Origin of the sequence: Pseudorhodoferax soli (assembly GCF_003337555.1) — a bacterium.
Taxonomy (GTDB): Bacteria; Pseudomonadota; Gammaproteobacteria; order Burkholderiales; family Burkholderiaceae_C; genus Pseudorhodoferax; species Pseudorhodoferax soli.
Window position 1 is genome coordinate 273,844 of the sequence record NZ_QPJK01000009.1, and the last position, 26,058, is coordinate 299,901.

Consider the following 26,058-nt stretch of genomic DNA (forward strand, 5'->3'; position numbering starts at 1 on the left):
AGCCGTGCAGCGCCGCACCAGCGCCACCCACCGGGACCGCAGGTGTTGGCTGGCACTGTGTCTTTGCGTATCAGCTGTATCGGCCGCGGCCGCGCCTTCCTGGCAGGAACGGCTGACGGCCGCACTGGCGCACATCGATGCTGCGCCGGACGGCCCGCGCATCGGCGTCTATGTGCGGGCCCTGGGCAGCGGCGAGAGTGCGTCCTTCCAGGCCGAGCAATCGTGGTACCTCGCGTCCGCCGTGAAGGTACCGGTGGCCGTCGCCGTGCTGCGCGGCATCGCGCGTGGCGTCTACCAGCTCGACACGCCCGTCACGCTGCGTGCCGACGACTATGTGGATGGCGCCGGTTCCACCAACCGCCAGGCCGTGGGCGCGGCGCTGCCGATCCGCTACCTGCTCGAGCAGATGGTCATCCACAGCGACAACACCGCCAGCGACATGCTGATCGGGCTGGTCGGGCTGGCGCAGGTCAACGCCGTCACGGCCGAGGTGGCGCCTGGCGGCTTCGGCCCCATCACCCGGCTGGCCGAGGTGCGGCGCGCCACCTATGGCCAGCTGGTGCCGGCGGCGCACAGGCTGGCCGGGCGCGAGTTGCTGATGCTCCGCCAGCAGCGCGACGACAGCGCGCGGCTGCAATACCTCGCGCGCATCGTCCAGGTGCCGGTCGGCGATTTCCGCCTGGCCACGCTGGGCGAGGCCTACGACGCCTACTACGCCACCGGCCTCAATGCCGGCCGGCTCGATGCCTATGGCGAACTGCTGGCGCAGCTGGCCGATGGCCAGCTGCTGCCGCCCACGCAGACGCGCTACCTGCTGGGCCTCATGGAGCGCGTGGTGACGGGGCCGCAACGCATCCGCGCCGGCCTGCCCGCGGGTGCGCGTTTCGCCCACAAGACCGGCACCCAGCGCGGCCGCTTCTGCGATGCCGGCATCGTCCAGCCCGCGGGAGGGACGCGCGTGGTGGTGGTGGCCTGCACGCGCGGCGAGTTGTCGCTGGTGCGTGCCGAGCGCGCGCTGCGCGAGGTCGGAACGGCGCTGTGCCGCTCCGGCGTGCTGACACAAGGAGTGCCCGATGCGCCGAGTTGCGCCATCCGTCCGCCTGCTCTGCCTGCTGCTGGCCACGCTGATCCCCCTTGAGCCGGCACGCGCGGACGATTGGCCCGCGCGCCTGCGCAGCGCGGTCGAGCGGCTGGACGAGGGCAGTCCCGGCCGCCTGGGCGTGTACGTGAAGCGGCTGCGCGATGGCAGCCACTTCGACCACGGTGCCGACGAATCCTGGTACCTCGGCTCCACCGCCAAGGTGCCGATCGCCGTGGCCGTGCTGCAGCAGGTCGACGCCGGCCGCCTGCAGTTGGACACCGCGGTGGTCCTGCGCGAGACCGACAAGGTCGACGGCTCCGGCCCGCTGGTCTGGAACGAGGTGGGCCAGTCCTACAGCATCGCCACGCTGCTCACGCGCATGCTGGGCGAGAGCGACAACACGGCCGCCAACATGCTGGTGCGGGTGGTGGGTGTGGAGGCGCTGAACCGCAGCGCGGCCGAGGCCTTCGGTGCGCGCCGGATCGGCCCGCTGACCGACTTCACCGCGGTGCGCCGCGCCGTCTATGCCCGGCTGCATCCCGACGCCGGCCGGCTCAGCCACCGGCAACTGGTGGAGGTGGCGGCCGCACCCATGCCGCAGCGCGCCGAGGCCGTGCGCCGCGCGCTGGCGCTGCCGGCCGGCGCCTTGCGTACCGACATCGACACGGCCTATGCCGACTACTACGCCGAAGGCCACAACAGCGCCACGCTGGCCGGCTACGGCGCCATGCTCGAACGCCTGGTGCGCGGCGAACTGCTGTCGCCGGCCAGCACCGATCGCCTGTTCAAGGCCATGAAATTCGGGACACGCGGCAGCTACCGGCTCGAAGCCGGCCTGCCCAAGTCGCTGCCCCTGATCCACAAGACCGGCACCCAGCACCGGCGCGCCTGCCACGTGGGCGTGGTACAGCCGCAGGACGGCGGGCGCGACGCGACCGTGCTGGCGGTCTGCGCCGCCGATCTCGACGAGCAACGCGCCGCGGGGCGGCTGTTCGAAGCCGTGGGCCGCGCCATCGCCGGCACCGCCCTGGCCGAGCGGCAGGTGCGCAACACCCGCTGAAAAAACCCGGCCCTGGGGCTTGCGCGGGACGGTTTTGCCGGCAAAATCGCACGATCGTTCGTTTTATTGTGCATATGCCCCGTCCATCCACTGCTGCATTGAAAGCCACGCCCGCTTCGGACAAGGTGCGCGTGCTGCCCAAGGGCCGCCAGACCAAGGCCGTCATCGTCGACGCCGCGTTGAGCCTGGCCTCGCAGATGGGCCTGGAAGGCCTGTCCATCGGCGCCGTGGCCGAGCTCACGCAGATGAGCAAGTCCGGCGTGTTCGCGCACTTCGGCTCGCGCGAAGAGCTGCAGATCTCCGTCGTGCGCGAGTACTACCAGCGCTTCGAGCAGGAGGTGTTCTTCCCCGCCCTGCAGGTCGAACGCGGCCTGCCGCGGCTGCGCGCGCTGTTCGCCAACTGGATGCAGCGCGTGGCAGTCGAGATCCAGTCCGGCTGCATCTTCATCAGCGGCGCGGCCGAGTTCGACGACCGGCCCGGCCCGGTGCGCGATGCGCTGGTCGGCTCCGTCAAGTCGTGGCTCGGCGCGCTCGACAAGGCCGTGGCCCTGGCGCGGGACCTGGGTGAGCTGCGTGCCGACACGGACGCGCGGCAGATGGCCTTCGAGATCCACGGCCTGATCCTCGCGTTGCACTACGAGGAGCGCTTCCTGCAGAACCCCGGCGCCATCCGCCGCGCCGAGGCCGGCTTCGAGCACATCCTGGCGCGCTACGGCAATCCGGCCGCCGTTGCCCCCGTTTCCCCGACACCCGCGCGCAAGCGGGTCTCCAAGATCAACCAACCTTCCCGCCCCAAGGAGTAAGACAAGATGCCCAGCTACACGCCCCCCCTGCGCGACATGCAGTTCCTGTTGCACGAGGTGCTGCGCGTCGGCGACGAATACAAGGCCATGCCGCGCCATGCCGAGGTCGATGCCGACACCATCAACGCGGTGCTGGAAGAAGCCGGCAAGTTCGCCGCCGAGGTGACGTTCCCGCTCAACATCGGCGGCGACACCGAGGGCTGCACGCTGGACCAGGCCACGCACGAGGTCGCCACGCCCAAGGGCTTCAAGGAGGCCTATGCGCAGTTCGTGGAAGGCGGCTGGCCGGCACTGTCCTGCGACCCGGCCTACGGCGGCCAGGGCCTGCCCTACGTGGTGAACCAGTGCCTGTACGAGATGCTCAACAGCGCCAACCAGGCCTGGACCATGTACCCCGGCCTCTCGCACGGCGCCTACGAGGCGCTGGCCGCGCATGGCACCGAGGAGCAGAAGAAGACCTACCTGCCCAAGCTCACGAGCGGGGAGTGGACCGGCACCATGTGCCTGACCGAGCCGCACTGCGGCACCGATCTCGGCCTCCTGCGCACCAAGGCCGAGCCGCTGCCCGACGGCACCTACAAGCTCACCGGCAACAAGATCTTCATCTCCGCCGGCGAGCACGGCATGGCCGAGAACATCCTCCACCTGGTGCTGGCCCGCCTGCCCGACGCGCCCAAGGGCAGCAAGGGCATCAGCCTGTTCCTGGTGCCCAAATTCCACGTCAACGCCGACGGCACGCTCGGCGCGCGCAACCCGATCTTCTGCACCGGCCTGGAGCACAAGATGGGCATCCACGGCAACGCCACGGCGCAGATCGCCATCGACGGCGCCATCGGCACCCTGGTGGGCGCGCCCAACAAGGGCCTGGCCGCCATGTTCGTGATGATGAACGCGGCCCGCCTGGGCGTGGGCAACCAGTCGCTCGGCCTGACCGAGGTGGCCTACCAGAACGCGCTGGCCTACGCCAAGGACCGCATCCAGATGCGCTCGCTGTCCGGCCCCAAGGCAAAGGACAAGGACGCCGATCCCATCATCGTGCACCCCGACGTGCGCAAGATGCTGCTGACCGCCAAGGCCTATGCCGAAGGCGGCCGCGCGCTGCAGATCTACTGCACGCTGCTGCTGGACAAGGCCCACCACCATCCGGACGAGAAGGTGCGCAAGAACGCCGACGAACTCGTGGCGTTGCTCACGCCCATCGTCAAGGCCTTCATCACCGACAACGGCCACACCGCGACCAACGCCTGCATGCAGGTGTTCGGCGGCCACGGCTTCATCAAGGAATGGGGCATGGAGCAGTTCGTGCGGGACAACCGCATCAACATGATCTACGAGGGCACGAACACCGTGCAGTCGCTCGACCTGCTGGGCCGCAAGGTGCTGGGCGACCAGGGCGCCGCGCTGCGCAAGTTCGGCAAGCTGGTCGGCGCGCTCGTGGAAGAGGAAGGCGTGAACGAGAAGATGGCCGAGTTCATCAACCCGATCGCGGTGCTGGGCGAGCAGCTCACCAAGTTCACGACCGAGATCGGCTTCAAGGGCCTGCAGAACCCCGACGAGGTCGGCGCTGCCGCTGTCGACTACCTGCGCGTGGCAGGGCACCTGGTGTTCGGCTACTTCTTCGCGCGCATGGCCCAGGCCGCGCTGCGCGCCATCGCCGATGGCAGCACCGACCCGTTCTACACCGCCAAGCTGCAGACCGCGCGCTTCTACTTCGCCAAGCTGTTCCCCGAGACCGCCACGCTGATGCGCACCGCGCGCGCCGGCAGCCGCGTGCTGATGGACACGGACGCGGCGCTGGCATGAGGCTGCTGCCGCTGACCCTGCTGCTGTGCGGCCTGGCCGCACAGGCGCAGATGACGCCCGTGGGCCGCTGGCACAGCGTGGACGACAAGACGGGCGAGGCCAAGGCGCAGATGCAGATCAGCGAGCAGGGCGGCCAGCTCAGTGGCCGCATCGAGAAGCTGCTGCGCAAGGAGGCCGATCCGCAGGCGCGTTGCACCGAATGCACCGACGACCGCAAGGACCAGCCCCTGGTGGGCCTGGAGATCATCCGCGGCGCGAAGAAGGCCGAGGGCAAGGAGGTCTGGGAAGGCGGCAAGATCCTCGACCCCGAGTCCGGCAAGGTCTACACGCTGCGTCTCACGCCCATCGAGGGTGGGGCCCGGCTCGAGGTGCGCGGGTCGATCGGCCCGTTCTGGCGCACCCAGACCTGGCTGCGCCAGCCCTGAACAAGGAAAGAACATGTCGAAATTCAGAATCAAGAAGGTCGCCGTGCTGGGCGCCGGCGTCATGGGCGCGCAGATCGCGGCGCACCTCGTCAACGTGCGCGTGCCCGTCGTGCTGTTCGACCTGCCGGCAAACGATGCCCCCACGCTCCCCGCTTCGCGAGGTTCGCTGCCCCCCGAGGGGGCCGGCGCCGCCTTGGGGCGGCCCGGCGGCGGCGCAGGCCCGAAGAACGGCATCGCGCTCAAGGCCATCGAGGGCTTGAAGAAGCTCAAGCCTTCCCCGCTCGGTCTGGCCGACGAGGCCACACTGATCCAGCCCGCCAACTACGAGGAGCACCTCGCTCTGCTGGCCGGCTGCGACCTCGTGATCGAGGCCATTGCCGAGCGCATGGACTGGAAGCTGGACCTCTACGCCAAGATCGCGCCGCACCTGGCGCCGCACGCCATCGTCGCGTCCAACACCTCTGGCCTGTCGATCACCAAGATGGGCGAGGCCCTGCCGGCCGCTGTTGCGCCGCGCTTCTGCGGCATCCACTTCTTCAACCCGCCGCGCTACATGCAGCTGGTGGAACTGATCCCCACGCCGGCCACGGCCGCGCAGGTCCTCGACGACCTGGAAACCTTCGTCACCAGCACGCTGGGCAAGGCCGTGGTGCGCGCCAAGGACACGCCCAACTTCATCGCCAACCGCATCGGCGTGGCCGGCATGCTGGGCACGATCAAAGAGGTCGAGAACCACGGCCTGACATACGACGTGGTCGACGACCTCACGGGCAAGAAGCTGGGCCGCGCCTCCTCGGGCACCTTCCGCACGGCCGATGTCGTGGGCCTGGACACCATGGCCCACGTGATCAAGACGCTGCAGGACACACTGACGGCCGAGACCGACCCGTTCTACGGCAGCTTCGCCACGCCGCCCGCGCTCAAGGCCTTGCTGGAACTCGGCAACCTGGGCCAGAAGACCAAGGCCGGCTTCTACAAGAAGGTCGGCCGCGAGGTGCTGCGCTTCGAGCTGGAAAGCCGCGACTACGTGCCGGCCGGCCAGAAGGCAGACGCCGTCTACGAGCGCATGCTCAAAAAGCCCGCCGCGCAGCGCCTCCAGCTGCTGCGCGAGGCCGAGGGCGCCGAGGGCCGCTTCCTGTGGGCCATCCTGCGCAACAGCTTCCACTATGCAGCCGTGCACCTGGCCTCCATCGCTGACACCGCGCGCGACGTGGACTTCGCGATGCGCTGGGGCTTCGGCATGCGCCAGGGCCCATTCGAGCTCTGGCAGGAGGCCGGCTGGCTGCAGGTTGCACGATGGGTTCAGGAAGACATCGACGCCGGCAAGGCGCTGTCCAAGGCGCCGCTGCCGCAGTGGGTGTTCGAAGGCCCCGTCGCGCAGGCCGGTGGCGTGCACACGCCCGAGGGTTCGTTCAACCCGACCACGGGACGCTTCGAGCCGCTGCGCCGCCTGCCCGTGCACGCGCGCCAGCTCTTCCCCGAAGGCGTGCTCGGCGATGGCGCACAAGGCTTCGCCACGGCCGGCACCACGGTGCACGAAGACGCCTCCGTGCGCCTGTGGACGCTGGACCACGAGGTGCTGATCGCCAGCATCAAGACCAAGATGCACGCCATCAGCCCGGAGGTGGCCGAGGCGCTCACGCGCGGCGTCGAACTGGCTGAGCAGGACTACCAGGGCCTGGTGGTGTGGTCGGGCGACGAGCCGTTCTCGGCCGGCGCCGACCTGCAATCCATGCTGCCGGCCTTCATGGCCGTGGGCGTGGCGGCGATCGAGGATGCCGAGGGCTTCCTGCAGCAGACCATGCTGCGGCTGCGTTACGCCGCCGTGCCCGTGGTTTCGGCCATCCGCGGCCTGGCGCTGGGCGGTGGCTGCGAGCTGGCCATCCACAGCGCGCGCCGCGTGGTGGCCATGGAGAGCTACATCGGCCTGGTGGAGGTCGGCGTGGGCCTGGTGCCCGGCGCCGGTGGCCTGACGTACATCGCGCGCCGCGCGGCCGAGAACGCCGCCACCTCGACCGACAAGGACCTGCTCAAGTTCGTGTCCGAGGGCTTCACGGCCGCGGCGATGGCCAAGGTCGGCACCAGCGCGCTGGAGAGCCGCCAGCTCGGCTACCTGCTCGATTCCGACATCGTCGTGCCGCACAAGGACGAACTGCTCTACGTGGCGCTGGCCGAGGCCAAGGCCATGGCCAACGCCGGCTGGCGACCACCGCTGAAGCGGCAGTTTCCCGTGGCCGGGCGCAACGGCAAGGCCACCATCCTGGGCCAGCTCGTGAACATGCGCGACGGCGGCTTCATCAGCCAGCACGACTTTCACATCGCGGGACTCATCGCCGGCGTGGTGACGGGCGGCGATGTGGATGCGGGCACGCTGGTCGACGAGGAGTACCTGATGGCACTGGAGCGCCAGGCCTTCTGCGCGCTGATCGTGCACCCGAAGACGCAGGAACGGATCCTGGGTCTGCTGAACACCGGCAAGCCGCTGCGCAATTGAAGGAGAAGACCATGAGCAAACAGGTTCAAGACGCCTACATCGTCGCCGCCACGCGCACACCCATCGGACGCTCGCACCGCGGCACGCTGCGCAACCTGCGGCCCGACGAGATGCTGGCCGCCGTGCTGCGCGCCGCCATGGCCCAGGTGCCCGGCCTCGATCCCAAGAGCGTGGAAGACGTGATCTGCGGCTGTGCCATTCCCGAGGCCCAGCAGGGCCTCAACGTGGCGCGCATCGGCGCCGTGCTGGCCGGGCTGCCGCACAGTGTGGGCGGCATCACCGTCAACCGCTTCTGCGCCTCCGGCCTGTCGGCCGTGCAGATGGCGGCCGACCGCATCCGTGTGGGCGAGGCCGACGTGATGATCGCCGCCGGCACCGAAAGCATGAGCATGGTGCCCATGATGGGCAACTCGCCTTCGCTGTCGCCTGTCATCTTCGCCGACACCGACAGGCTGGACGACTACGGCATCGCCTACGGCATGGGCCTCACGGCCGAGAAGGTGGCGCAGCAGTGGAAGGTCTCGCGCGCCGCGCAGGACGCGTTCGCGGTCGAATCGCACCAGCGCGCGCTGAAGGCCCAGCAGGCCGGCGCGTTCGCGGCCGAGATCACGCCCATCGAGGCGGTCGACCGCACGGCAGACTTGGCGAATTCGGCGGGTGGAACCACCATCGAGAAGCGCAGAACGCTGTCGCTCGACGAAGGCCCGCGCCCCGACACCAGTGCCGAAGGACTGGCCAGGCTGCGTCCCGTGTTCGCCGCACGCGGCTCGGTCACGGCCGGCAACAGCTCGCAGACCTCGGACGGCGCCGGCGCGCTGATCCTGGTCAGCGAGCGCGCGGCCAAGCAGTTCGACCTCAAGCCGCTGGCGCGCTTCGTCGGCTACGCCAGCCGCGGCGTGCCGCCGCACCTGATGGGCATCGGCCCGATCGAGGCGATCCCGGCCGCGCTGCGCAACGCCGGCCTGCGACTCGGCGACATCGACTGGATCGAGCTCAACGAAGCCTTCGCCGCCCAATCCCTGGCCGTGATCAACACGCTGGGCCTGGACCCGGCCAAGGTCAACCCCATGGGCGGCGCCATCGCGCTCGGCCACCCGCTGGGCGCGACCGGCGCTATCCGGTCTGCGACAGTCGTGCATGCGCTGCGGCGCAAGAATCTGAAGTACGGCATGGTCACCATGTGCGTGGGCATGGGGCAGGGCGCTGCCGGGATCTTCGAGAGAATCTAAGGGACATGAGCGAACACTTCTTCGACCAGGCCGTGGCCTTGCGGCCGGACGGCGAGCACACCTTCCGCGGCGCCGCGCATCCGGCCTGGGCCAACATGGTCGGCCCGTTCGGCGGCATCACGGCGGCCAGCGCGCTGAACGGCGTGCTGTCGCACCCGCAGCTGCTGGGCGCACCGATCGCGCTGACGGTCAACTACGCGGCCGCGCTGGGGCCGGGCGACTACCGCTTGGCCGCCGTGCCGGCGCGCACCAACCGCTCGACCCAGCACTGGACCATGGCCATGACCCAGCCCGGGGCCGACGGCGCGGAAGAAACCGTGCTGACCGCCACGGCCGTGACGGCCGCGCGCCGCGACACCTGGAGCCTCAACGACACGGCCATGCCGTCTGCGGCGCCCCCGCAGGACTGCGGGCGCTTCAACCCGTTCGGCGTGGAATGGCTCAAGCGCTACGACATGCGCGTCGTGCAGGGCGCCGTGCCCTCGACGTGGGACGGTGGCGGCACCGACAGCCTCACGCAGATGTGGATGCGCGACGATCCGCAGCGCCCGCTCGACTTCCTGTCCCTGGCCGCGCTGGCCGACGTGTTCTTCCCGCGGGTGTGGCTGCGCCGCGCCACGCGTGTGCCCGCCGGCACCGTGTCGATCACCACCTACTTCCACGCCGATGCGGCCATGCTCGCGCGCAGCGGCACGGGCTACCTGTTCGGCCAGGCGCGTGGACAGGCCTTCAGCAACGGGTTCTTCGACCAGACCGCACAGCTGTGGAACGAGGCCGGCGAACTGCTGGCCAGCTCCCACCAGATCGTCTACTACAAGGAGTGAGCGCCATGAGCGATGACATCCTGGTTCACGCCGAGGCCGGCGTCACCACCATCACCTTCAACCGCGTCGACAAGAAGAACTCGATCACGGCCGCGATGTATGCCACCTTGGCCGATGCGCTGGCCGCGGCCGATGCCGACCCGGCGCAGCGCGTGGCGGTGCTGCAGGGCCACGAGACCATCTTCAGCGCCGGCAACGACATCGGCGACTTCCTGAATGCGCCGCCAAGCGGCGAAGAGTCTTCCGTGTTCCGCTTCCTGCGCGGCATCGCCGGCTTCTCCAAGCCGCTTCTGGCGGCGGTCTGCGGCCCGGCGGTTGGCGTCGGCACCACCATGCTGTTCCATTGCGACCTGGTCTATGCCGGCGACAACGCGGCCTTCTCGATGCCCTTCGTGAACCTGGGCCTGGTGCCCGAGGCAGCCTCCAGCCTGCTGGTGCCGCAGATGATGGGCTACCACCGCGCGGCCGAGGCGCTGCTGTTGGGCGAGCCCTTCATGGCCGAAGCGGCGCTGGAGGTCGGGCTGGTCAACCGCGTGGTGCCGCCGTCGGAAGCCAACGCGCTGGCGCAGGCCCAGGCGCGCAAGCTGGCGGCCAAGCCGCTGACTTCGCTCATTGCCACCAAGCGCCTGCTCAAGAAGACCAGCGCCGACGCGGTGCTCGCGCGCATGGACGAAGAGGGCGCACTGTTCCGCCGCATGCTGGCCGAGCCGGCCGCGCGCGAGGCCTTCGGCGCCTTCATGGAGCGGCGCAAGCCCGATTTCTCCAAGCTCTGATCAGGCCGTGCACAGCGTTCGGCGCCGCCATTGCGCGCGCCGGCGCATGGCAATCGCGGCCACCGCGCCGCAGCCTGCCAGGTTGATCAGCGTGATCATCAGGAAGGGCAGGTCGCGCACCACCAGCACGCCGTAGGCGATGGCCGTGATGTGCGAGAGCACCCAGGACCACCAGGTCAGCAGCGAGAGCGAGCGCGCGCCGTCCTGGCAGCGCCACACCGTCACGATCTGCGGCACGTAGGTGAACATGCGCACCGCGTTCGTCAGCAGGTAGGCCCAGGCGATCAACGCGAGCGGGCCATCGGGCATGCCCATGGACCACGGCGTCGTCATGGGCGATCGGTCGGCTGTGGGGCCGGCGGGTGAAGAGGCATGGCGTGGTCTCCGGCGCCGGACAGCGGCGCATGCCCAGACTCTAGGAACCGGCGGCCGTGGCGGGAATGCCGTCAGTGCGGCAGTCCATCGCGTGTTTGCGCGAGGGGCAGCTCCAGCTGCCAGCAGCAGCCGTGCGCACGCGGCAGGCGGCGCAGCCGGCCGCCCAGGCGCGCGGCGCGGGCGTGCATGTTGGCCAGCCCGTGGCCCGAGCCGCCGGCCGCTGCCATGCCCACGCCGTCGTCGGCCACCTCCAGATGCAGCAGGCCGCCGTTCCAGGCCAGCGCCACTTCCACGGCCCCGGCGTGCGCATGCTTGAGCACGTTGGTCAGCGCCTCCTGGGCGATGCGCAGCACCTGCAGGGTGCTGTGCGGCGGCAGCGGGAGGGCCTCGTCCGGCAGGTCCTGGCGCCAGTGGGTGGCCAGCCCGGCCTCGCGCAGCCGGGCGTCCCAGCGGAAGCGGAAATCGGTCCAAGCGGTGGCGAAGTCGCTTTCGTCCGAGCCCAGCGCATCCAGTGCCACGCGCATTTCGTCGATGGCCGCGCGCAGCATGCCGCTCATCTGCGGCGCGTCGAGCGCGCCCCGCTCGGCCCGCAGCAGCGAGGTGAACAGCTGCGCGCCCAGGCCGTCGTGCAGCTCCTGCATGATGCGCTGGCGCTCCTCGGTGGCGGCCTGCTCGCGCTGCAGCGCGGCGATGCGGGCGTAGCTGGCGGCGATCTCCAGTTCGCGGGCGGCCACGCGGGCCTCCAGCGTGCGGTGCGATTCCTCCAGCGCGCGCAGGTTGCGCACGTAGCGCAGCGTGATCAGGCCGCCCATCGTCAACAGCAGCAGGTTGGCACCGTAGTGCAGCAGGAAGAACCGGTGTGCGCTCCACTGCGGCAGCAGCGCGGCGAACCATGCCGACTGCACGGCCATCAGGTAGTCGTGCACGCCCGACAGCAGGGTCAGCACGAAGACCGCGGCAATGACGATGTAGCCCGCCGAAGGGCGGCGCCAGGCAGCCAGCACCGTCACCAGCGCCGCCAGCACGCCCATCGGGATCAGCCCGGCCACCCACCAGCGGGCGACCCACTCCTCTGCGCCGGGGCTGGCGCCGCCGAGCACGTAGACCAGCGGGCCCAACGCCCACCAGCCGACGAGCAGGCGCACGAGCCAGGGCCGCTGCCAGCGCGCCAGGTGCAGTGCGAACAAGCTCAGCAGCACGATGAAGCCGCCGTTGCTGGCGTGGTAGACGAGCCGCCAGATCGGCCATGCCCACGCGGGCAGCACGTCGAACACGAACGTGGTGGTGCGCAGCGCCCAGATCACGCCGACCAGCCCGGCGATGGCGTAGAGCGTTTCGCCCCGGCGCCGCGACCAGATGTACAGCGCGAACAAGCCCGCCACCAGCGACACGACAACGGTGATGACCGGCACCGTGCGCACGAAGAACAGCCGCTGGTCGAACTGCTGCTGCAGCGCGCTCTGCGGTCCGAGCACCAGGCGCGGCAGCATGGCCGCGGCGGGCGCCTGCGAGGCCGCCACGCGCAGTTGCAGCAGGTTGGCGCCACTGTGCAGCAGGCTCGGCGGCAGCGCCAGCAGGTGCGGGCGCTCCCAGCGCACGCGGTTGCGCTCGCTGGTCTCGGGCACGGCGCCGATCAGCTGGCCATTCAGCCAGACGCGTCCGCCGCCGTACAGGTAGGGCAGGTACAGCACCCAGGCGTCGTCCTGCATGGCCTGCACCGCACCGTCTGGCAGCGGGAAGACCAGCTGGTACCAGACGGCCGGCGCCTTCTGCGCATCGGGCACCGCCACCACCTGCCAGCGTGGATCGCCCGGGGCGGGCGGTTGCGCACTGTCGGCGCGCAGCAACTGGGCCTGCGTGGGCTCCAGCGTCTGCGCCTGCACCGCGCCGGCCGCCAGCCAGGCGGCCAGCCACAGCACGCTACAGCAGGCCCAGCTGCGAAGCTTCATACACCGCTTCGCCGCGCGAGTGCACGGCCAGCTTGCGGTAGATCTTCTTCACGTGGGCGACCACCGTGTGCGGCGAGATGTCCAGCAGCTCGCCGATGGTCTCGAAGCTCAGGCCCTTGGCGACCATGCGCAGCAGCTCCGTTTCGCGCGCCGTCAATGGAGACGCCGCCTCCAGCGGCATCGGGCGGGAAGCCGTGCCGGCCGGCGCGCCGGCGCGCAACCGCGACAGGATGCGCCGCGCGATGCTGGGGCTGATCGGCGCGCCGCCGGCGTGCAGTTCGTGCACTGCGGCCGCGATGCGTTCGGGCGCGGCATCCTTGAGCAGGTAGCCGGCGGCACCGGCCTCGATGGCCGCCACCACGTGCGCGTCGTCCCCGAACATCGTGACGACCAGCACGTCGCAATCGGGGTGGCGCTGCTGCGCATGGCCGATGACCTCGATGCCGCTGATGTCGGGCAGTCCCAGGTCGACCAGCAGCACATCGGGCCGCTGCCGATCCAGCACAGCCTTGGCGGCGTGGCCATTGGACACGGCGCCCAGCAGGGCGAGACCGGGGTCGCAGAGCACGGCATCGGCGAAGCGCCGCATGAACTCGGGCTCGTCCTCGACGATCAGCACCTCAATGGCCATTCGTTACTCCAGGGGCCCGGCCATTCTGCCAGCGGGTGAGGGGGGCGCCATCGCGTGTCCGCGGGATGGCCTCGGAGCCAGGCTGCGCGTTAAGGTGCACCATGACCGATGCCGACAAGCTGATCGCCCGCGCCCGCTCCATGACCGAACGCCGCATCCTGTACTGGGCCGGCGCCGGCGGCACCGATCCCGGCGCCCCCGACTGCACGACGCAGCTGGCCGTGGGCCGCGCCTGGCCCGGGCTGCCCGCCGACGAACGTGCGCGCCTGCTGCCGATCGCCCAGGCGGCGGGCCTGGACCCGACCGATCCCGATCTGGTGGTGCCTGCGTGCGACTGCTCGGGCTTCGTGTGCTGGGCGCTCGGCATCCCGCGCCGGCGGCCGACGGGCGCGTGGATCAACACCGACAGCGTCTGGGCCGATGCCTCCGGCCCGCAGCGCGCCTTCGTGCACCGCCCGGAGGCGTCGGTGGGCGACCTCGTGGTCTATCCGAAGCCGGTCGACGCGCGTTTCGGCCACATCGGCATCGTCACCGCGGTCGATGGCGCGGGCCGCGCGCTCCGCGTGCTGCATTGCTCGGCCGACAACTTCGCGTTGGCGCCGGCCGGTGATGCGATCCGGGAGACCGCGCCCGCGGCCTTCGAGCAGCATCGGCAAACCCTCTACTGCCGCTTCATGGGAGCGGGCTGAGCGCCACGCGGGTCAGCCAGGCTGCAGCAAGCCGCCCAGCAGAGGCCTGGCGTACAGCGCGGCCACGTTGGCGGCGCAGGACGGGGGCGACCAGCGTTGTAGTTCGGCCGATGCGTTGATGCCATTGAGCGCGATCTGGGCCGCCAGCGAAGCGTCCAGCGGCCGCACGGAGCCTTGCATGACGCCCTCCACGACCAGGCTGGTCATGCGCTCGGTCAGTCGGTTGTTCTCGTCGAGGATGCGGGCCCGGTGCACCGGATCGGGCAGCGCCGAGATCGCCGTCATCCGCAGCAGCGGGCCGGCCGGCGAGCGCTGGAACAGCACCAGGCCCCGCGTGGCCAGGCACAGCTGGTCCCAGGCGCTGCCAGGTGTGGCCTGCGCCAGGTTCAGGGCTTTGCGCACGACGGCGAACGTGTGCGCAAAGCACTGCGAGACCAGATCGTCCTTGGCCTCGTGGCGGGCGTAGAAGGCGCCTTTGGTCAACTGCAGCCGCTCGGCGATGCGCGTGACCGACGCACCCTTGTAGCCCTGTTCGTTGATGAGCTCGGTGGCCGAGCGCAGGAACGAGCCGGGTGCCATGTCGGCCGCGGCGTCGAGCACCCAGGCCTGCTCGGCGCCGCTGTCCGCCCAGGCGGCGTCCGGGCTCGCCATGCCCCGCAGCACGATGTCGGCCGCGCGTTCGGCGATGCGGCCGTACTCCTGCGGCTCGTGGCGCTGCACGTTCTCGCGCAGCCTGTTCAGCGTCGACAGCAGGATGTGCCCACGGGCGTTCAGCGCCTCGCGCGACAGCCCAGCCGTCTCCGGCCCGCGCAACAGGTCGCGCACCCGGCGGAACATCTCCGTGTAGGCCGTGAACACCTGCTCGAGCATGGGCTGCGGCAGCGCGCGCAAGTCGTGGAACAGGATCAGCGCGGGCTCGGTGCCGGCCTCCACCGCCGCCAGGCGCTGCGCGAGCTGCGTGAACAGCGCGGTCACACGCTCGGCCACGGTGGCGTGCGCGGCAGCCCGCGCGATGAAGGCGTGGTGCACCTCGATCGCACGCAGGAAGCAGGCGGTCGCCAGGTCCTCCTTCTTGCGGTAGTAGTACGTCACGCTGTTCTTGACCAGCCCGACGCTGGCCGCCACATCGGCCAGCGCGGCGCCTTTCACGCCGCGCTGGTTGAACAGATCCGCCGCGGCCGCCAGCACGGCCTCGCGCTTGTGCGTGAACTTGCGGGTCCGCTCGGCGGCGTCTGGGCTTGGCGTCATGGAGGAGGGGGCAGAGCTGCCAGGACAGCGGTTCGAAGTCGCGCCAATGTCGCGTTTGAGACAGTTTTAGAACAGAGGGTATTCCCGATACTCGGCTCTAGCTGGAAGTGTTGTCATCGCATTGCGACTTTTCGAATAAACGGTTTTTGGTGTGCGGCGCCCTGGCGTCGTGCAACCGATGGCCCCAACGGAGACAAGACATGGCCCTGCGGATTCCATTTCCCGCGATGCGTGTGCTCGCGCTGTCCGCCACGCTGGCGTTTGCCGGCCCGCTGGCCACGGCGCAGGCCGTCAAGCCCGCCGCCGGCAGCCTGACCATCGCCTTCGCGGCCGAGGCCACCACGCTGGATCCCGTCAAGTACTCCGCCGGGGTCGACACCTACTTCATCGGCCAGATCTTCGAACAGCTGGTCAAGCCCGATCCGAGCCAGAAGCGCGTGAACTGGCTGGCCGAGTCCTGGGAGGTGACCGATGTCGGTGGCAAGCCCGTGCTCGACGTGAAGATCCGCAAGGGCGTGAAGTTCCACAACGGCGACCCGCTCACCGCGCGCGATTTCGAGTTCTCGCAGAAGCGCCTGGCCGATCCCGCGCAGTCGCGCTGGTCGCACCTGCAGGCCGCGGTCGAGCGCTTCGAGGTGGTCAACGACCACCAGTTCAAGATCCATTTCAAGGAAGGCGACGGCTCCTACATCGCCGACAACCTGCAGCTGTGGGCCATGCCCAAGGCCTACTTCGAGAAGGTCGGCGAGGAAGGCTTCGCCAAGGCGCCGGTCGGCACCGGGCCCTGGAAGTTCGTCTCGCGCAGCGTCAAGGAAGAGCTCAAGCTCGAGGCCTTCGACGACTACTGGCACAAGACCGCGCGGCCCACGGTCAAGAACCTCACGATCAAGATCATCCCGGAGGACCTCACGCGCGTGGCGGCCTTCAAGACCGGCGCGGTCGACTGGATCGACGCGGTGCCGCCGGCCATGATCGCCGAGGTCAAGAAGATGCCCGGGGTCCAGACCAGCACCGTGGTCTCGGGCAACAACCTGTTCCTCGACTTCGCCGAGCAGGTGCCCAACTCGCCGTGGCGCGACGTGCGTGTGCGCCAGGCGGCGGCCCATGCGATCGACGTGGACGCCATTGTCAAGGCCGTGCTGTTCGGCCAGGGCGAGCGCTATGTGCAGGTCGGCAAGGGCGGCGCGGGTTACGACCCCAACCTCAAGCCCTACCCCTACGATCCGCGCAAGGCCAAGGAGTTGCTGACGCAGGCCGGCTTCCCGCGTGGCTTCGACACCAACTGCTACAACCTGACCACGCCACGCGAGCCCAACGTCAAGGAGATGGGCGAGGCGATGTTCGCCTACCTCACGGCCGCCGGCATCCGTTGCAAGGTGCAGGGCCTGGAGTACGGCGCCTGGATCAACCTGGGGCGGCGCGGCCGCAATGGCCCGCCCGAGATGGACGGTGTCATCAGCTGGATGTGGGGCCAGGGCATCCCGGGCGACCCGGGCACGGCCTGGGCCGGCCACCTGCACAGCTTCGTGGCCGGCAAGGGCTGGGGCAGCTACTCGTACGCCAGCGACCCGGAGCTCGACACCTTGGTCGAGGAGGCCAAGCGCACCATGGACCCGGCCCAGCGCGAAGCCGTGCTGCAGCGCCTGGCCAGGCTCAAGCACGAGCGCGTGCTGGGCGGCCTGCCGACCTACCGGCCGCTGGTCACCCTGGCCTGGCGCGACAAGGTCGACTACACGCCCTGGCCCTGGCCGGGCTTCTGGCGCAACCTGCAGCAGATCGGCCTGAAGCAGCCCTGAGACGGCGCCGTCAGCACCAGGCTCTACAGATGCCGCAATTCCTGCTCAAACGCTTCGGGCTGGGCCTCATCAGCATCATCGGCGCGAGCGTCGTGATCTTCATCATCTCGCGCCTGTCGGGCGACCCCATCGTGCTGCTGCTGCCGGTGGACGCGCCGCCCGCTGTGATCGAGGCCATGCGCAAAACGATGGGACTGGACCAGCCGCTGTGGCGCCAGTACCTGCTGTTCGCCCAGCACGCGCTGCTCGGCGACTTCGGCAACTCCTACCGCTGGCAGACGCCGGCGCTTTCGCTGGTGCTCGAGCGCTTGCCCGCCACCATCCAGCTGGCCTGTGCCGGGCTGCTGTTCAGCATCGCGCTGGCTGTGCCGCTGGGCATCCTGTCGGCCGTGTACCGCGGCACCTGGCTGGACAGCTTCGGCAAGGGCTTCGCGATGCTGGGCCAGTCCATGCCGGGCTTCTGGGTCGGGCTGCTGCTGATCCTGGTGTTCTCCGTGCACCTGGGCTGGCTGCCCGCCTTCGGGCATGGCACGCCGGCGCACATCCTGATGCCGGCCATCGCGCTGGGCTGGTACCCGGTGGCGGCGCAGACGCGCATCGTGCGCTCGGCCATGCTGGACGTGCTGGACAGCGACTACATCCGCATGGGCCGCGCGCTCGGCACGCCGGAGTGGCTGCTGGTCGGCAAGTACGCCTTCCGCAACGCCGCCATTCCGCTCGTCACCATGCTGGGCGTGTACTTCGCTGCCATGCTGGGCGGCGCCTTCGTGGTCGAGGTGGTGTTCGCCTGGCCGGGCCTGGGCCGCACCGTGGTGGAGGCTGTGTTCGCGCGCGACTTCCCGGTGGTGCAGGCCGGGGTGCTGTTCACGTCGGTGCTGTTCGTGGCGGCCAACCTGCTGGTCGACCTGAGCTACGGCGCCATCGACCCGAGGATCCGCCATGCAGGCTGACGCCACGCTTGCCGCCACCGCCCATGCGCCGCGCGCCGGCTGGCTGCGCCGCCTGCGCGGGCGCGGCATCCCCTGGCTGTCGCTGGGGCTGCTGCTGTTGCTGGGCATCGCCGCCATCGGAGGCGAGGCGCTGGCGCCCTGGGATCCCAACGCGCTGGACCTGGCCAACGTCTTCAAGCCGCCGGCCTGGCATGCCGAAGGCAGCGCTGCGCATTGGCTCGGCACCGACAACCTGGGCCGCGACATCGCCAGCCGCATCATCGCGGGCGCCCGTGTCTCGGTCACCGTGGCGCTGTACGTGATCGTGCTGTCGGGCGGCATCGGTGCGCTGATCGGCCTGGTGGCCGGCTACTTCGGCGGCTGGGTCGATGCGGTGCTGATGCGCCTGGCCGACATCCAGATGTCCATCCCTTCGCTGGCGCTGGCCCTGGTCGTGGCCGTGGTGCTGGATCCGAGCTTCTCCACCGTGGTGGTCGTGATCGTCATCACCTACTGGACCTGGTACGCGCGCATCATCCGCAGCGAGGTGCTCTCGCTCAAGGAACGCGACTACGTGGCGCTGGCGCGCGTGGCCGGTTGCAGCAACCTCACCATCCTGCGCCGCCATCTGCTGCCCAACGTGTCGAACACGCTGCTGGTGCTGGCCACGCTGCAGGTCGGCCAGGTCATCGTGTTCGAGGCCTCGCTGAGCTTCCTGGGGCTGGGCATCCAGCAGCCCGATGTGTCCTGGGGCCTGATGCTGGCCGACGCGCGCAACTACATGACCAACGCCTGGTGGCTCATCACCCTGCCCGGCGTGGCCATCATGCTGACCTGCCTGGCGTCCAACCTGGTGGGCGACTGGCTGCGCGACACGCTGGACCCGCGGAGGAAGCAACGCTGATGGACCCCCTGCCCACCGCCGCCAAGCCGCCGCTGCTGCGCATCCGCAACCTGCAGACCCACATCGCCGTGCGCGACGGCACCGTGCGCGCCGTCGACGGCGTGAACCTGGACATCGCCGAACGCGAGACGCTGGGCGTGGTCGGCGAATCGGGTTCCGGCAAGACCATGACCGGCCTGTCCATCCTGAAGCTGCTGCCGCGCCCCGGCGGCCGCATCGCCGGCGGCAGCATCGAGCTGGACGGCACCGACCTCGTCGGCGTGCCAGAGCGCGAGATGGCGCGCCACTGGCGCGGCCGGCGCATCTCCATGGTCTCGCAGGACCCGCTGACCTCGTTGAACCCGGTCTACTCCATCGGCGACCAGGTCGGCGGGCCGTTCCGCTACCACGGGCTGGCCGCATCGCGCGCCGAGGCACGCCGCGCCGCCATCGACGTGCTCGGCCGCGTGCGCATTCCGTCGCCCGAGAAGCGGCTGGACGACTACCCCCACCAGTTCAGCGGCGGCATGCGCCAGCGCGTGGTGGCCGCCATGGCGATCGCCTGCCAGCCCCGCCTGTTGATCGCCGACGAGCCCACCAGCGCACTCGATGTGACCATCCAGGTGCAGATGATCGACCTGCTGCGCCGCATCCAGCAGGACACCGGTGTCGGCATCCTCATGATCACGCACGACATGGGCGTGGCCGCGTCCATGTGCGACCGCATCGCCGTGATGTACGCCGGCCGCGTGGTCGAGTCCGGCCCGGTGCGCCGCATCTACCACGCGCCGGCCCATCCCTACACCCAGGCGCTGCTGGCCTCGATCCCGCGGCTGGGCCAGGCGCGTGAGCGGCTGGATTCCATCGGCGGCCAGCCGCCCAGCCTGCTGGATCCGCCGCGCGGCTGCCGCTTCGCCGCGCGCTGCCCGCAGCGCATGGCGCGCTGCGAGGCCGAGTACCCACCCGAATTCGAAACCGCCAGCGGCCACCGCGTCGCCTGCTGGCTGCACGAGGGCGCGCCGCATGCCACCTGAAACGCCAGCGACGCCACTGCTCGAAGTGCAGGGACTGCAGAAGCACTTCAAGGTGCGGCATTCGCGCAACCCGGTCAAGGCCGTCGAGCAGCTGAGCTTCGCCGTGCCCGCCGGCAGCACCTTCGCCATCGTCGGCGAGTCGGGCTGCGGCAAGACCACCTGCGCCAAGCTGATCCTGGGGCTGGAGCCGCCCAGCGCCGGCAGCATCCGCTTCGACGGGCGCGACGTGGCCTCGCTGGCCGGTGCCGACAGGCGCACCTGGCGGCGCCAGGTGCAGGCCGTGTTCCAGGACCCCTACGCCTCGCTGAACCCGCGCCTGCGCGTGGCCACCATCGTGGCCGAACCCATCCTGGCCAACGAGAAGCCCACGCGCGCCGAACTCGACCGGCGCATCGCCGAACTGCTGGACGTGGTGGGCCTGCCGGCGGATGCGGCGCGGCGCTATCCGCACGAGTTCAGCGGTGGCCAGCGCCAGCGCGTGGCGATCGCGCGCGCGCTGGCACTGCGGCCGCGCCTGCTGGTGCTGGACGAGCCGACCTCGGCGCTGGACGTGTCGATCCGCGCGCAGATCCTCAACCTGCTGTCGGACATCCAGCAGCAGTACGGCCTGACCTACCTGCTGATCGCCCACGACCTCGCGCTGGTCGAGCACTTCGCCGACGCCGTCGGCGTGATGTACCTGGGCGACATGGTCGAGCAGGGCCCGACCGCGCAGGTCTTCGGTGCACCGCGCCACCCCTACACCCGCGCGCTGCTGGCCTCGGTGCTGCGGCCCGACCCCGACGTGCCGCTGCCCGTGGGCATGATCCGCGGCGAGATCGGCAGCGCGCTGGCGCCGCCGCCGGGCTGCAAGTTCCATCCACGCTGCCCGCAGGCCATCGATGCCTGCCGCAGCGACAAGCCGGTGCCGACGCCGTTCTCGCCGCTGCACTGGGCCGCCTGCCATGTCGAAGCCGCGCGCGCCACCGGCGCGCCCACCGCCGCCGCGCCCGCCGCAGGCGCCGGCACCCACTTGGAGCCCGCACTGCCATGACCCAGGACGAGTACCTGCGCGATGTCGCGCAACTGCAGCAGCGCCACTGGCCTGCCGACATCCCGCGCGCGCCGGCCTACCGCTTCGGCGAGGTGCCGATGACCGAGTACCTGCGCCGCTGGGCCGCGCTGCAGCCCGACAAGCCGGCCTTCATCTACTACGGCGCTGAACTCAGCTACCGCCAGCTCGACCAGCAGAGCGATGCGCTGGCCGCGCTGCTGGCGCGCCACGGCGTGCGCCAGGGCGAGCGCGTGGCCGTGTTCCTGGGCAACTGCCCGCAGTTCGTCGTGGCCTTCTACGCCATCCTCAAGCTCGGGGCCGTGCACGTGCCGGTGAACCCCTTGTTCAAGGAGGCCGAGCTGGTCTACGAGCTGAACGACACAGGCGCCAAGGTCGCCATCGTGCAGGACCAGCTGATGCCGCTGGTCCAGGCGGTGCAGGACCGCGCGCCGCTGTCCACCATCTTCACGACCAGCTTTGCCGACGCGCTGCCGGCGGCACCCACCATCCCCGTGCCCGAGTCGATCCGCCAGCCCAAGATCGAATGCCCCGGCACCATCGACCTGCTGCGCGCGCTGGCCGAGGAGCCTGGCGCCTGCCCGGCCGTGCAGGTGGGGCTGGACGATGTCGCAGCGCTCAACTACACGGGCGGCACCACCGGCATGCCCAAGGGCTGCGTGCACACGCAGCGCAACATGCTCTACACCGCAGCCACCACCTGCACCGTGGGCTCGCCCGGTTCGCCGGACGACATCAGCATCAACTTCTTCCCGGTGTTCTGGATCGCGGGCGAAGACTTCGCGCTGCTCTTCCCGGTGTTCAGCGGGGGCACCTGCGTGCTGCTGGCGCGCTGGGACCCGGTCGGCTTCATGGCGGCAGTGCAGCGCTACCGCGTCAACGTGGCCGGCCTGCTGGTGGACAACGCGGTGGAACTGCTGGAACACCCCGAGGCCACCCGCTACGCACTGCGCTCGCTGCAGCGCGTGCGCGTGTCCTCGTTCGTCAAGAAGCTCAACATCGACTACCGGCGCCGCTGGCAGGCACTGACCGGCACCGTCATGGCCGAGGCCGCCTGGGGCATGACCGAGACCCACACCTGCGACACCTTCACGACCGGCATGCAGGACGAGGACTTCGACCTCAAGGCCCAGCCCGTGTTCGTCGGCCTTCCCATGCCCGGCACGGAGTTCAAGATCTGCGACTTCGACAGCGGCGCGCTCAAGCCCCTGGACGAGGAGGGCGAGATCTGCTGCCGCTCTCCCTCGCTGCTCAAGGGCTACTGGAACAAGCCCGAGGCCAGCGCGCAGGCGCTGCGGGACGGCTGGCTGCACACGGGCGACATCGGCGTCATCGACGCCATGGGCTACCTGCACTTCCTGGGCCGGCGCAAGGAGATGCTCAAGGTCAAGGGCATGAGCGTGTTCCCGGCCGAGATCGAGGCCCTGCTGGGCCAGAACCCGGCCATCCTCGGCTCGGGCGTGATCGGCCGCGCCGACGCCGAGCGCGGCCAGGTGCCCGTGGCGTTCATCCGCGTGGACCCGGCGCGCCGCGCCGAGGTCGACGAGCAGCAGCTCATCGCCTGGTGCCGGCGCAACATGGCCAGCTACAAGGTGCCCGAGATCCGTTTCGTCGACGCGCTCCCGATGACCGCCACCGGCAAGGTCAAGAAGGAAGAACTGGCCAAGCTCCTATGACATCGCCCTCCGTCCTGATCGCCAACCGCGGCGAGATCGCCATCCGCATCGCGCGCGCCTGCGCCGACCTGGGGCTGCGCAGCGTGGCCGTGCACCCTGCCGACGATGCCCGTTCGCTGCATGTGCTGCGCGCCGATGCGGCGCAGCTGCTGCCGGGCCGCGGTGCCGCGGCCTACCTCGACGTGGCGCAGATCGTGGCCGCGGCGCAGGCCGCGGGCTGCAGCGGGGTGCATCCGGGCTATGGCTTCCTGAGCGAGAGCGATGCGCTGGCCGATGCGTGTTCCCAGGCCGGCCTGGCCTTCATCGGCCCTTCGGCCGATGTGCTGCGCCTGTTCGGCGACAAGGCCCGTGCACGCCGTGCCGCGACCGAACAGGACGTGCCGGTGCTGGCCGGCACCCCCGGCGCGGTGGATGTGGCCGGCGCACAGGCCTTCTTCGCCACGCTGAACGGCGCCGGCATGCTGGTCAAGGCGATCGCCGGCGGTGGCGGGCGCGGCATGCGCGTCGTGCAGCGGGCCGGGGACATCGCCGAGGCCCACGCGCGCGCCAGCGCCGAGGCGCTGTCCGCCTTCGGCCGCGGCGAGGTCTATTGCGAGGAGTTGATCGCGGACGCGCGCCACATCGAGATCCAGGTGCTGGGCGACGGCACCGGCGAGGTCGTGCACTTCGGCGAGCGCGAATGCAGCCTGCAGCGGCGCCACCAGAAGATCGTCGAGATCGCGCCCAGCCCCACGCTGGGCAACGCGCTGCGCGAACGCATCGCCGAGGCCGCGCTGGCCATGGCGCGCGCGGCGAAGTACCGCGGCCTGGGCACCTTCGAGTTCCTGGTCGACCGCGGCTGCGCCGACCGCTTCGTCTTCATCGAGGCCAATCCGCGCCTGCAGGTCGAGCACACCGTCACCGAGGCGGTCTACGGCGTGGACCTGGTGCAGGCGCAGATCCGCGTGGCGCTGGGCGCGACGCTGGCCGCGCTGGGCTTGCGCCAGGCCGACATCCCGGCGCCGCGCGGCCATGCGGTGCAGCTGCGCGTGAACATGGAGAGCATGCAGGCCGATGGCAGCGCCTTGCCGGCCGCAGGCCTGCTCACGGCCTACGAGCTGCCGTCCGGGCCCGGCGTGCGGGTGGACGGCTTCGGCTACGCCGGCTACCGCACCAGCAGCAACTACGACGCGCTGCTCGCCAAGCTGGTCGTGCATGCGCCCGGCGGCTACGCCGATGCCGTGGCGCGCGCGCGGCGCGCACTGGGGGAGACCCGCATCCAGGGCGTGGCGACCAACCTGGGCTTCCTGGCCGCCACGCTGGCCCATCCCGAGGTCCAGGCCAACGATGTCTCCACGCGCTGGCTGGACGCGCACATGGCCGAGCTGCTGGCCAGCGAGGCCGCTGCACCGGTGGCCAGTGGCTTCTTCGACAGCGGCGCGGCCGGCGCTGTGCCGGGCGCTGTGCCGGGCGCCGCGGCGGCACCGGCCGGCACCGTGGCCGTCGTCGCGCCCATGCAGGCCAGCGTGATCGCCATCGACGTGCGCGAGGGCGATGCCGTGCGGGCCGGCCAGCAGATCGCCGTGCTCGAAGCCATGAAGATGCAGCACGTGGTCGTCGCCGAGCGGCACGGCACCGTGCGCGGCCTGGCCACGGCCGTGGGCGAGGTGCTGCTGCAGGGTCAGGCCATCGCCTTTGTCGAGCCCGGCGAGGGCGAGGCCCTGGCCGATGCGCGCGAGGAACAGGTCGACCTGGACCGGATCCGCCCCGACCTCGCGGAGTCGGTCGAGCGCCACCGCCTGACGGCGGACGCGGCGCGGCCCGAGGCCGTGCGCAAGCGCCATGCCCAGGGCGGGCGCACGGCACGCGAGAACATCGACGACCTGGTGGACGCTGGCAGCTTCACCGAGTACGGCGCGCTGGCCTTCGCCGCGCAGCGCAGCCGCCACCCGGTCGAGCAGCTGCAGCGCAGCACCCCGGCCGATGGCCTGATCGGCGGGCTGGCGACGGTGAACGCTGCGGAGTTCGGGCCCGAGCGCGCCCGGACCGTGGTCGTCTCCTACGACTACACGGTGCTGGCCGGCACCCAGGGATCGTTCAACCACAAGAAGCAGGACCGGCTGTACAAGCTGGCCGCCGACATCGAGCGCCCGCTGGTGCTCTTCGCCGAGGGCGGGGGCGGGCGGCCGGGCGACACCGACAAGGCCTTGTTCAAGGTGGCCAGCCTGGACATCCCGACCTTCAAGGCCTTCGCCCACTTGTCGGGCCTGGTGCCCGTGGTCGGCGTGGTGCACGGCCGCTGCTTCGCGGGCAACGCGGCGCTGCTGGGCTGTTGCGACGTGATCATCTCCACGCGCAGCGCCAACATCGGCATGGGCGGGCCGGCCATGATCGAAGGTGGCGGCCTGGGCGTCTACACGCCCGAGCAGATCGGTCCGGCCGATGTGCAGAGCGCCAACGGCGTGATCGACGTGCTGGTCGACGACGAGGCTGCGGCCACGGCCGCGGCGCGCCAGTACCTGTCGTACTTCCAGGGCACGCTGTCGGCCTGGCAGTGCGCCGACCAGCGCGCACTGCGCCGCGCCATCCCCGAGAACCGGCTGCGCGTGTACGACGTGCGCAGGGTCATCGACCTGCTGGCCGACACCGGCTCGGTGCTGGAGCTGCGGCGCGGCTTCGGCCTGGCGATGGTCACCGCGCTGGTGCGCATCGAGGGCCGGCCCGTGGGCCTGATCGCCAACAACCCCATGCACCTGGGCGGCGCGATCGACGCCGACGCGGCCGACAAGGCGGCCCGCTTCATCCAGCTGTGCGATGCGCACGGCCTGCCCATCGTCTCGCTGTGCGACACGCCGGGCTTCATGGTCGGCCCCGAGGCCGAGAAGACGGCGCAGGTGCGGCGCGTGTCGCGCATGTTCGTCAACACCGCCTCGCTGAGCGTGCCGCTGGTCATGGTGGTGCTGCGCAAGGGCTACGGGCTGGGCGCGCTGGCGATGGCCGGCGGCGACTTCCAGGACACGGTGTTCACGGTGTCCTGGCCCACGGGCGAGTTCGGCGGCATGGGCCTGGAGGGCGCGGTGCGCCTGGCCTACCGCAAGGAGCTGGCGGCGATCGAAGACCCGCAGGCGCAGCAGGCCGAGTTCGAGCGGCGTGTGGCCCAGATGTACGAGCACGGCAAGGCGCTGAGCATGGCCTCGGTCGTGGAGATCGACGACGTGATCGACCCGGCCGACACGCGGCGCTGGATCGCGAACGGCCTGCAGTCGGCCGTGCGCGAGCGGCCAGCCCGCAGCGGCCGCCGGCGCACCCACATCGAAACCTGGTGA

21 protein-coding genes are annotated in these 26,058 nt (G+C 70.5%); 17 read left to right on the forward strand and 4 right to left on the reverse strand.

Going from position 1 to position 26,058, the window contains the following annotated elements; all coding sequences use genetic code 11:
• Nucleotides 1-4 precede the first annotated feature (4 nt).
• The 9 genes from DES41_RS28700 to DES41_RS28740 all read left to right on the forward strand — a co-directional run bounded on the left by DES41_RS28700 (nucleotide 5) and on the right by DES41_RS28740 (nucleotide 10,492).
• Nucleotides 5-1,138 carry a serine hydrolase gene (locus tag DES41_RS28700; RefSeq protein ID WP_245965912.1) on the forward strand — a complete coding sequence of 378 codons (1,134 nt, stop codon included), beginning with the start codon at nucleotides 5-7 and terminating at the stop codon, nucleotides 1,136-1,138.
• Nucleotides 1,074-2,141, forward strand: coding sequence for a serine hydrolase (locus DES41_RS28705; protein ID WP_114471029.1), 1,068 nt, complete (start codon nucleotides 1,074-1,076; stop codon nucleotides 2,139-2,141). Before DES41_RS28700 ends, DES41_RS28705 begins: the two co-directional genes overlap by 65 nt.
• Before the next feature lie 98 nt (nucleotides 2,142-2,239).
• The gene (locus DES41_RS28710; RefSeq protein WP_245965913.1) at nucleotides 2,240-2,944 is read left to right on the forward strand and encodes a TetR/AcrR family transcriptional regulator; all 705 of its coding nucleotides are present in this window, start codon (nucleotides 2,240-2,242) and stop codon (nucleotides 2,942-2,944) included.
• A 6-nt stretch (nucleotides 2,945-2,950) separates the two neighbouring features.
• On the forward strand, nucleotides 2,951-4,747 hold the full coding sequence (locus tag DES41_RS28715) for an acyl-CoA dehydrogenase C-terminal domain-containing protein (protein WP_114471031.1): 1,797 nt from the start codon (nucleotides 2,951-2,953) through the stop codon (nucleotides 4,745-4,747).
• The gene (locus tag DES41_RS28720) at nucleotides 4,744-5,172 is read left to right on the forward strand and encodes a DUF2147 domain-containing protein (protein WP_114471032.1); all 429 of its coding nucleotides are present in this window, start codon (nucleotides 4,744-4,746) and stop codon (nucleotides 5,170-5,172) included. The genes DES41_RS28715 and DES41_RS28720 overlap by 4 nt, the downstream gene beginning before the upstream one ends.
• A 13-nt stretch (nucleotides 5,173-5,185) precedes the next feature.
• A complete protein-coding gene (locus DES41_RS28725; RefSeq protein WP_114471033.1) occupies nucleotides 5,186-7,666 on the forward strand; it encodes a 3-hydroxyacyl-CoA dehydrogenase/enoyl-CoA hydratase family protein in 2,481 nt (826 codons plus the stop codon).
• A gap of 11 nt (nucleotides 7,667-7,677) precedes the next feature.
• Complete coding sequence (locus DES41_RS28730; protein WP_114471034.1) at nucleotides 7,678-8,895, forward strand: acetyl-CoA C-acyltransferase; 1,218 nt, start codon at nucleotides 7,678-7,680, stop codon at nucleotides 8,893-8,895.
• A 5-nt stretch (nucleotides 8,896-8,900) separates the two neighbouring features.
• The gene (locus DES41_RS28735; RefSeq protein ID WP_114471035.1) at nucleotides 8,901-9,719 is read left to right on the forward strand and encodes an acyl-CoA thioesterase; all 819 of its coding nucleotides are present in this window, start codon (nucleotides 8,901-8,903) and stop codon (nucleotides 9,717-9,719) included.
• 5 nt (nucleotides 9,720-9,724) lie between these two features.
• Nucleotides 9,725-10,492 (forward strand): enoyl-CoA hydratase, encoded by a 768-nt coding sequence (locus DES41_RS28740; RefSeq protein ID WP_114471036.1) that lies wholly within the window; start codon nucleotides 9,725-9,727, stop codon nucleotides 10,490-10,492.
• Here the strand turns inward: DES41_RS28740 and DES41_RS28745 are convergent, their stop codons facing one another.
• The 3 genes from DES41_RS28745 to DES41_RS28755 all read right to left on the reverse strand — a co-directional run bounded on the left by DES41_RS28745 (nucleotide 10,493) and on the right by DES41_RS28755 (nucleotide 13,447).
• Nucleotides 10,493-10,825: a hypothetical protein gene (locus DES41_RS28745; RefSeq protein ID WP_147282977.1), complete on the reverse strand. Its 333-nt coding sequence runs from the start codon at nucleotides 10,823-10,825 to the stop codon at nucleotides 10,493-10,495.
• 113 nt (nucleotides 10,826-10,938) lie between these two features.
• Nucleotides 10,939-12,816 carry a sensor histidine kinase gene (locus tag DES41_RS28750; protein WP_114471038.1) on the reverse strand — a complete coding sequence of 626 codons (1,878 nt, stop codon included), beginning with the start codon at nucleotides 12,814-12,816 and terminating at the stop codon, nucleotides 10,939-10,941.
• Nucleotides 12,788-13,447 carry a response regulator gene (locus tag DES41_RS28755; RefSeq protein WP_114471039.1) on the reverse strand — a complete coding sequence of 220 codons (660 nt, stop codon included), beginning with the start codon at nucleotides 13,445-13,447 and terminating at the stop codon, nucleotides 12,788-12,790. The genes DES41_RS28750 and DES41_RS28755 overlap by 29 nt, the downstream gene beginning before the upstream one ends.
• Nucleotides 13,448-13,548: 101 nt before the next feature.
• Between DES41_RS28755 and DES41_RS28760 the strand changes: the two genes are divergently transcribed.
• Nucleotides 13,549-14,136 (forward strand): CHAP domain-containing protein, encoded by a 588-nt coding sequence (locus DES41_RS28760; RefSeq protein WP_114471040.1) that lies wholly within the window; start codon nucleotides 13,549-13,551, stop codon nucleotides 14,134-14,136.
• Nucleotides 14,137-14,148: 12 nt separating this feature from the next.
• Here the strand turns inward: DES41_RS28760 and DES41_RS28765 are convergent, their stop codons facing one another.
• The gene (locus tag DES41_RS28765; protein ID WP_114471041.1) at nucleotides 14,149-15,384 is read right to left on the reverse strand and encodes a TetR/AcrR family transcriptional regulator; all 1,236 of its coding nucleotides are present in this window, start codon (nucleotides 15,382-15,384) and stop codon (nucleotides 14,149-14,151) included.
• 200 nt (nucleotides 15,385-15,584) lie between these two features.
• On the opposite strand from DES41_RS28765, the gene DES41_RS28770 reads away from it, so the two are divergent.
• From DES41_RS28770 to DES41_RS28800, 7 genes are read left to right on the forward strand one after another with little or no spacing between them, the layout of a single operon-like run.
• The gene (locus DES41_RS28770) at nucleotides 15,585-17,180 is read left to right on the forward strand and encodes an ABC transporter substrate-binding protein (RefSeq protein ID WP_114471042.1); all 1,596 of its coding nucleotides are present in this window, start codon (nucleotides 15,585-15,587) and stop codon (nucleotides 17,178-17,180) included.
• A 29-nt stretch (nucleotides 17,181-17,209) separates the two neighbouring features.
• Nucleotides 17,210-18,130 (forward strand): ABC transporter permease, encoded by a 921-nt coding sequence (locus DES41_RS28775; protein WP_114471043.1) that lies wholly within the window; start codon nucleotides 17,210-17,212, stop codon nucleotides 18,128-18,130.
• Nucleotides 18,120-19,013, forward strand: a complete 894-nt coding sequence (locus DES41_RS28780) for an ABC transporter permease (RefSeq protein WP_114471044.1) — start codon at nucleotides 18,120-18,122, stop codon at nucleotides 19,011-19,013. Before DES41_RS28775 ends, DES41_RS28780 begins: the two co-directional genes overlap by 11 nt.
• A complete protein-coding gene (locus DES41_RS28785; protein ID WP_114471045.1) occupies nucleotides 19,013-20,026 on the forward strand; it encodes an ABC transporter ATP-binding protein in 1,014 nt (337 codons plus the stop codon). Before DES41_RS28780 ends, DES41_RS28785 begins: the two co-directional genes overlap by 1 nt.
• A complete protein-coding gene (locus DES41_RS28790; RefSeq protein ID WP_114471046.1) occupies nucleotides 20,016-21,059 on the forward strand; it encodes an ABC transporter ATP-binding protein in 1,044 nt (347 codons plus the stop codon). The genes DES41_RS28785 and DES41_RS28790 overlap by 11 nt, the downstream gene beginning before the upstream one ends.
• Nucleotides 21,056-22,753, forward strand: a complete 1,698-nt coding sequence (locus DES41_RS28795; RefSeq protein WP_114471047.1) for an AMP-binding protein — start codon at nucleotides 21,056-21,058, stop codon at nucleotides 22,751-22,753. The genes DES41_RS28790 and DES41_RS28795 overlap by 4 nt, the downstream gene beginning before the upstream one ends.
• A complete protein-coding gene (locus tag DES41_RS28800) occupies nucleotides 22,750-26,058 on the forward strand; it encodes an acetyl-CoA carboxylase family protein (protein WP_114471048.1) in 3,309 nt (1,102 codons plus the stop codon). Before DES41_RS28795 ends, DES41_RS28800 begins: the two co-directional genes overlap by 4 nt.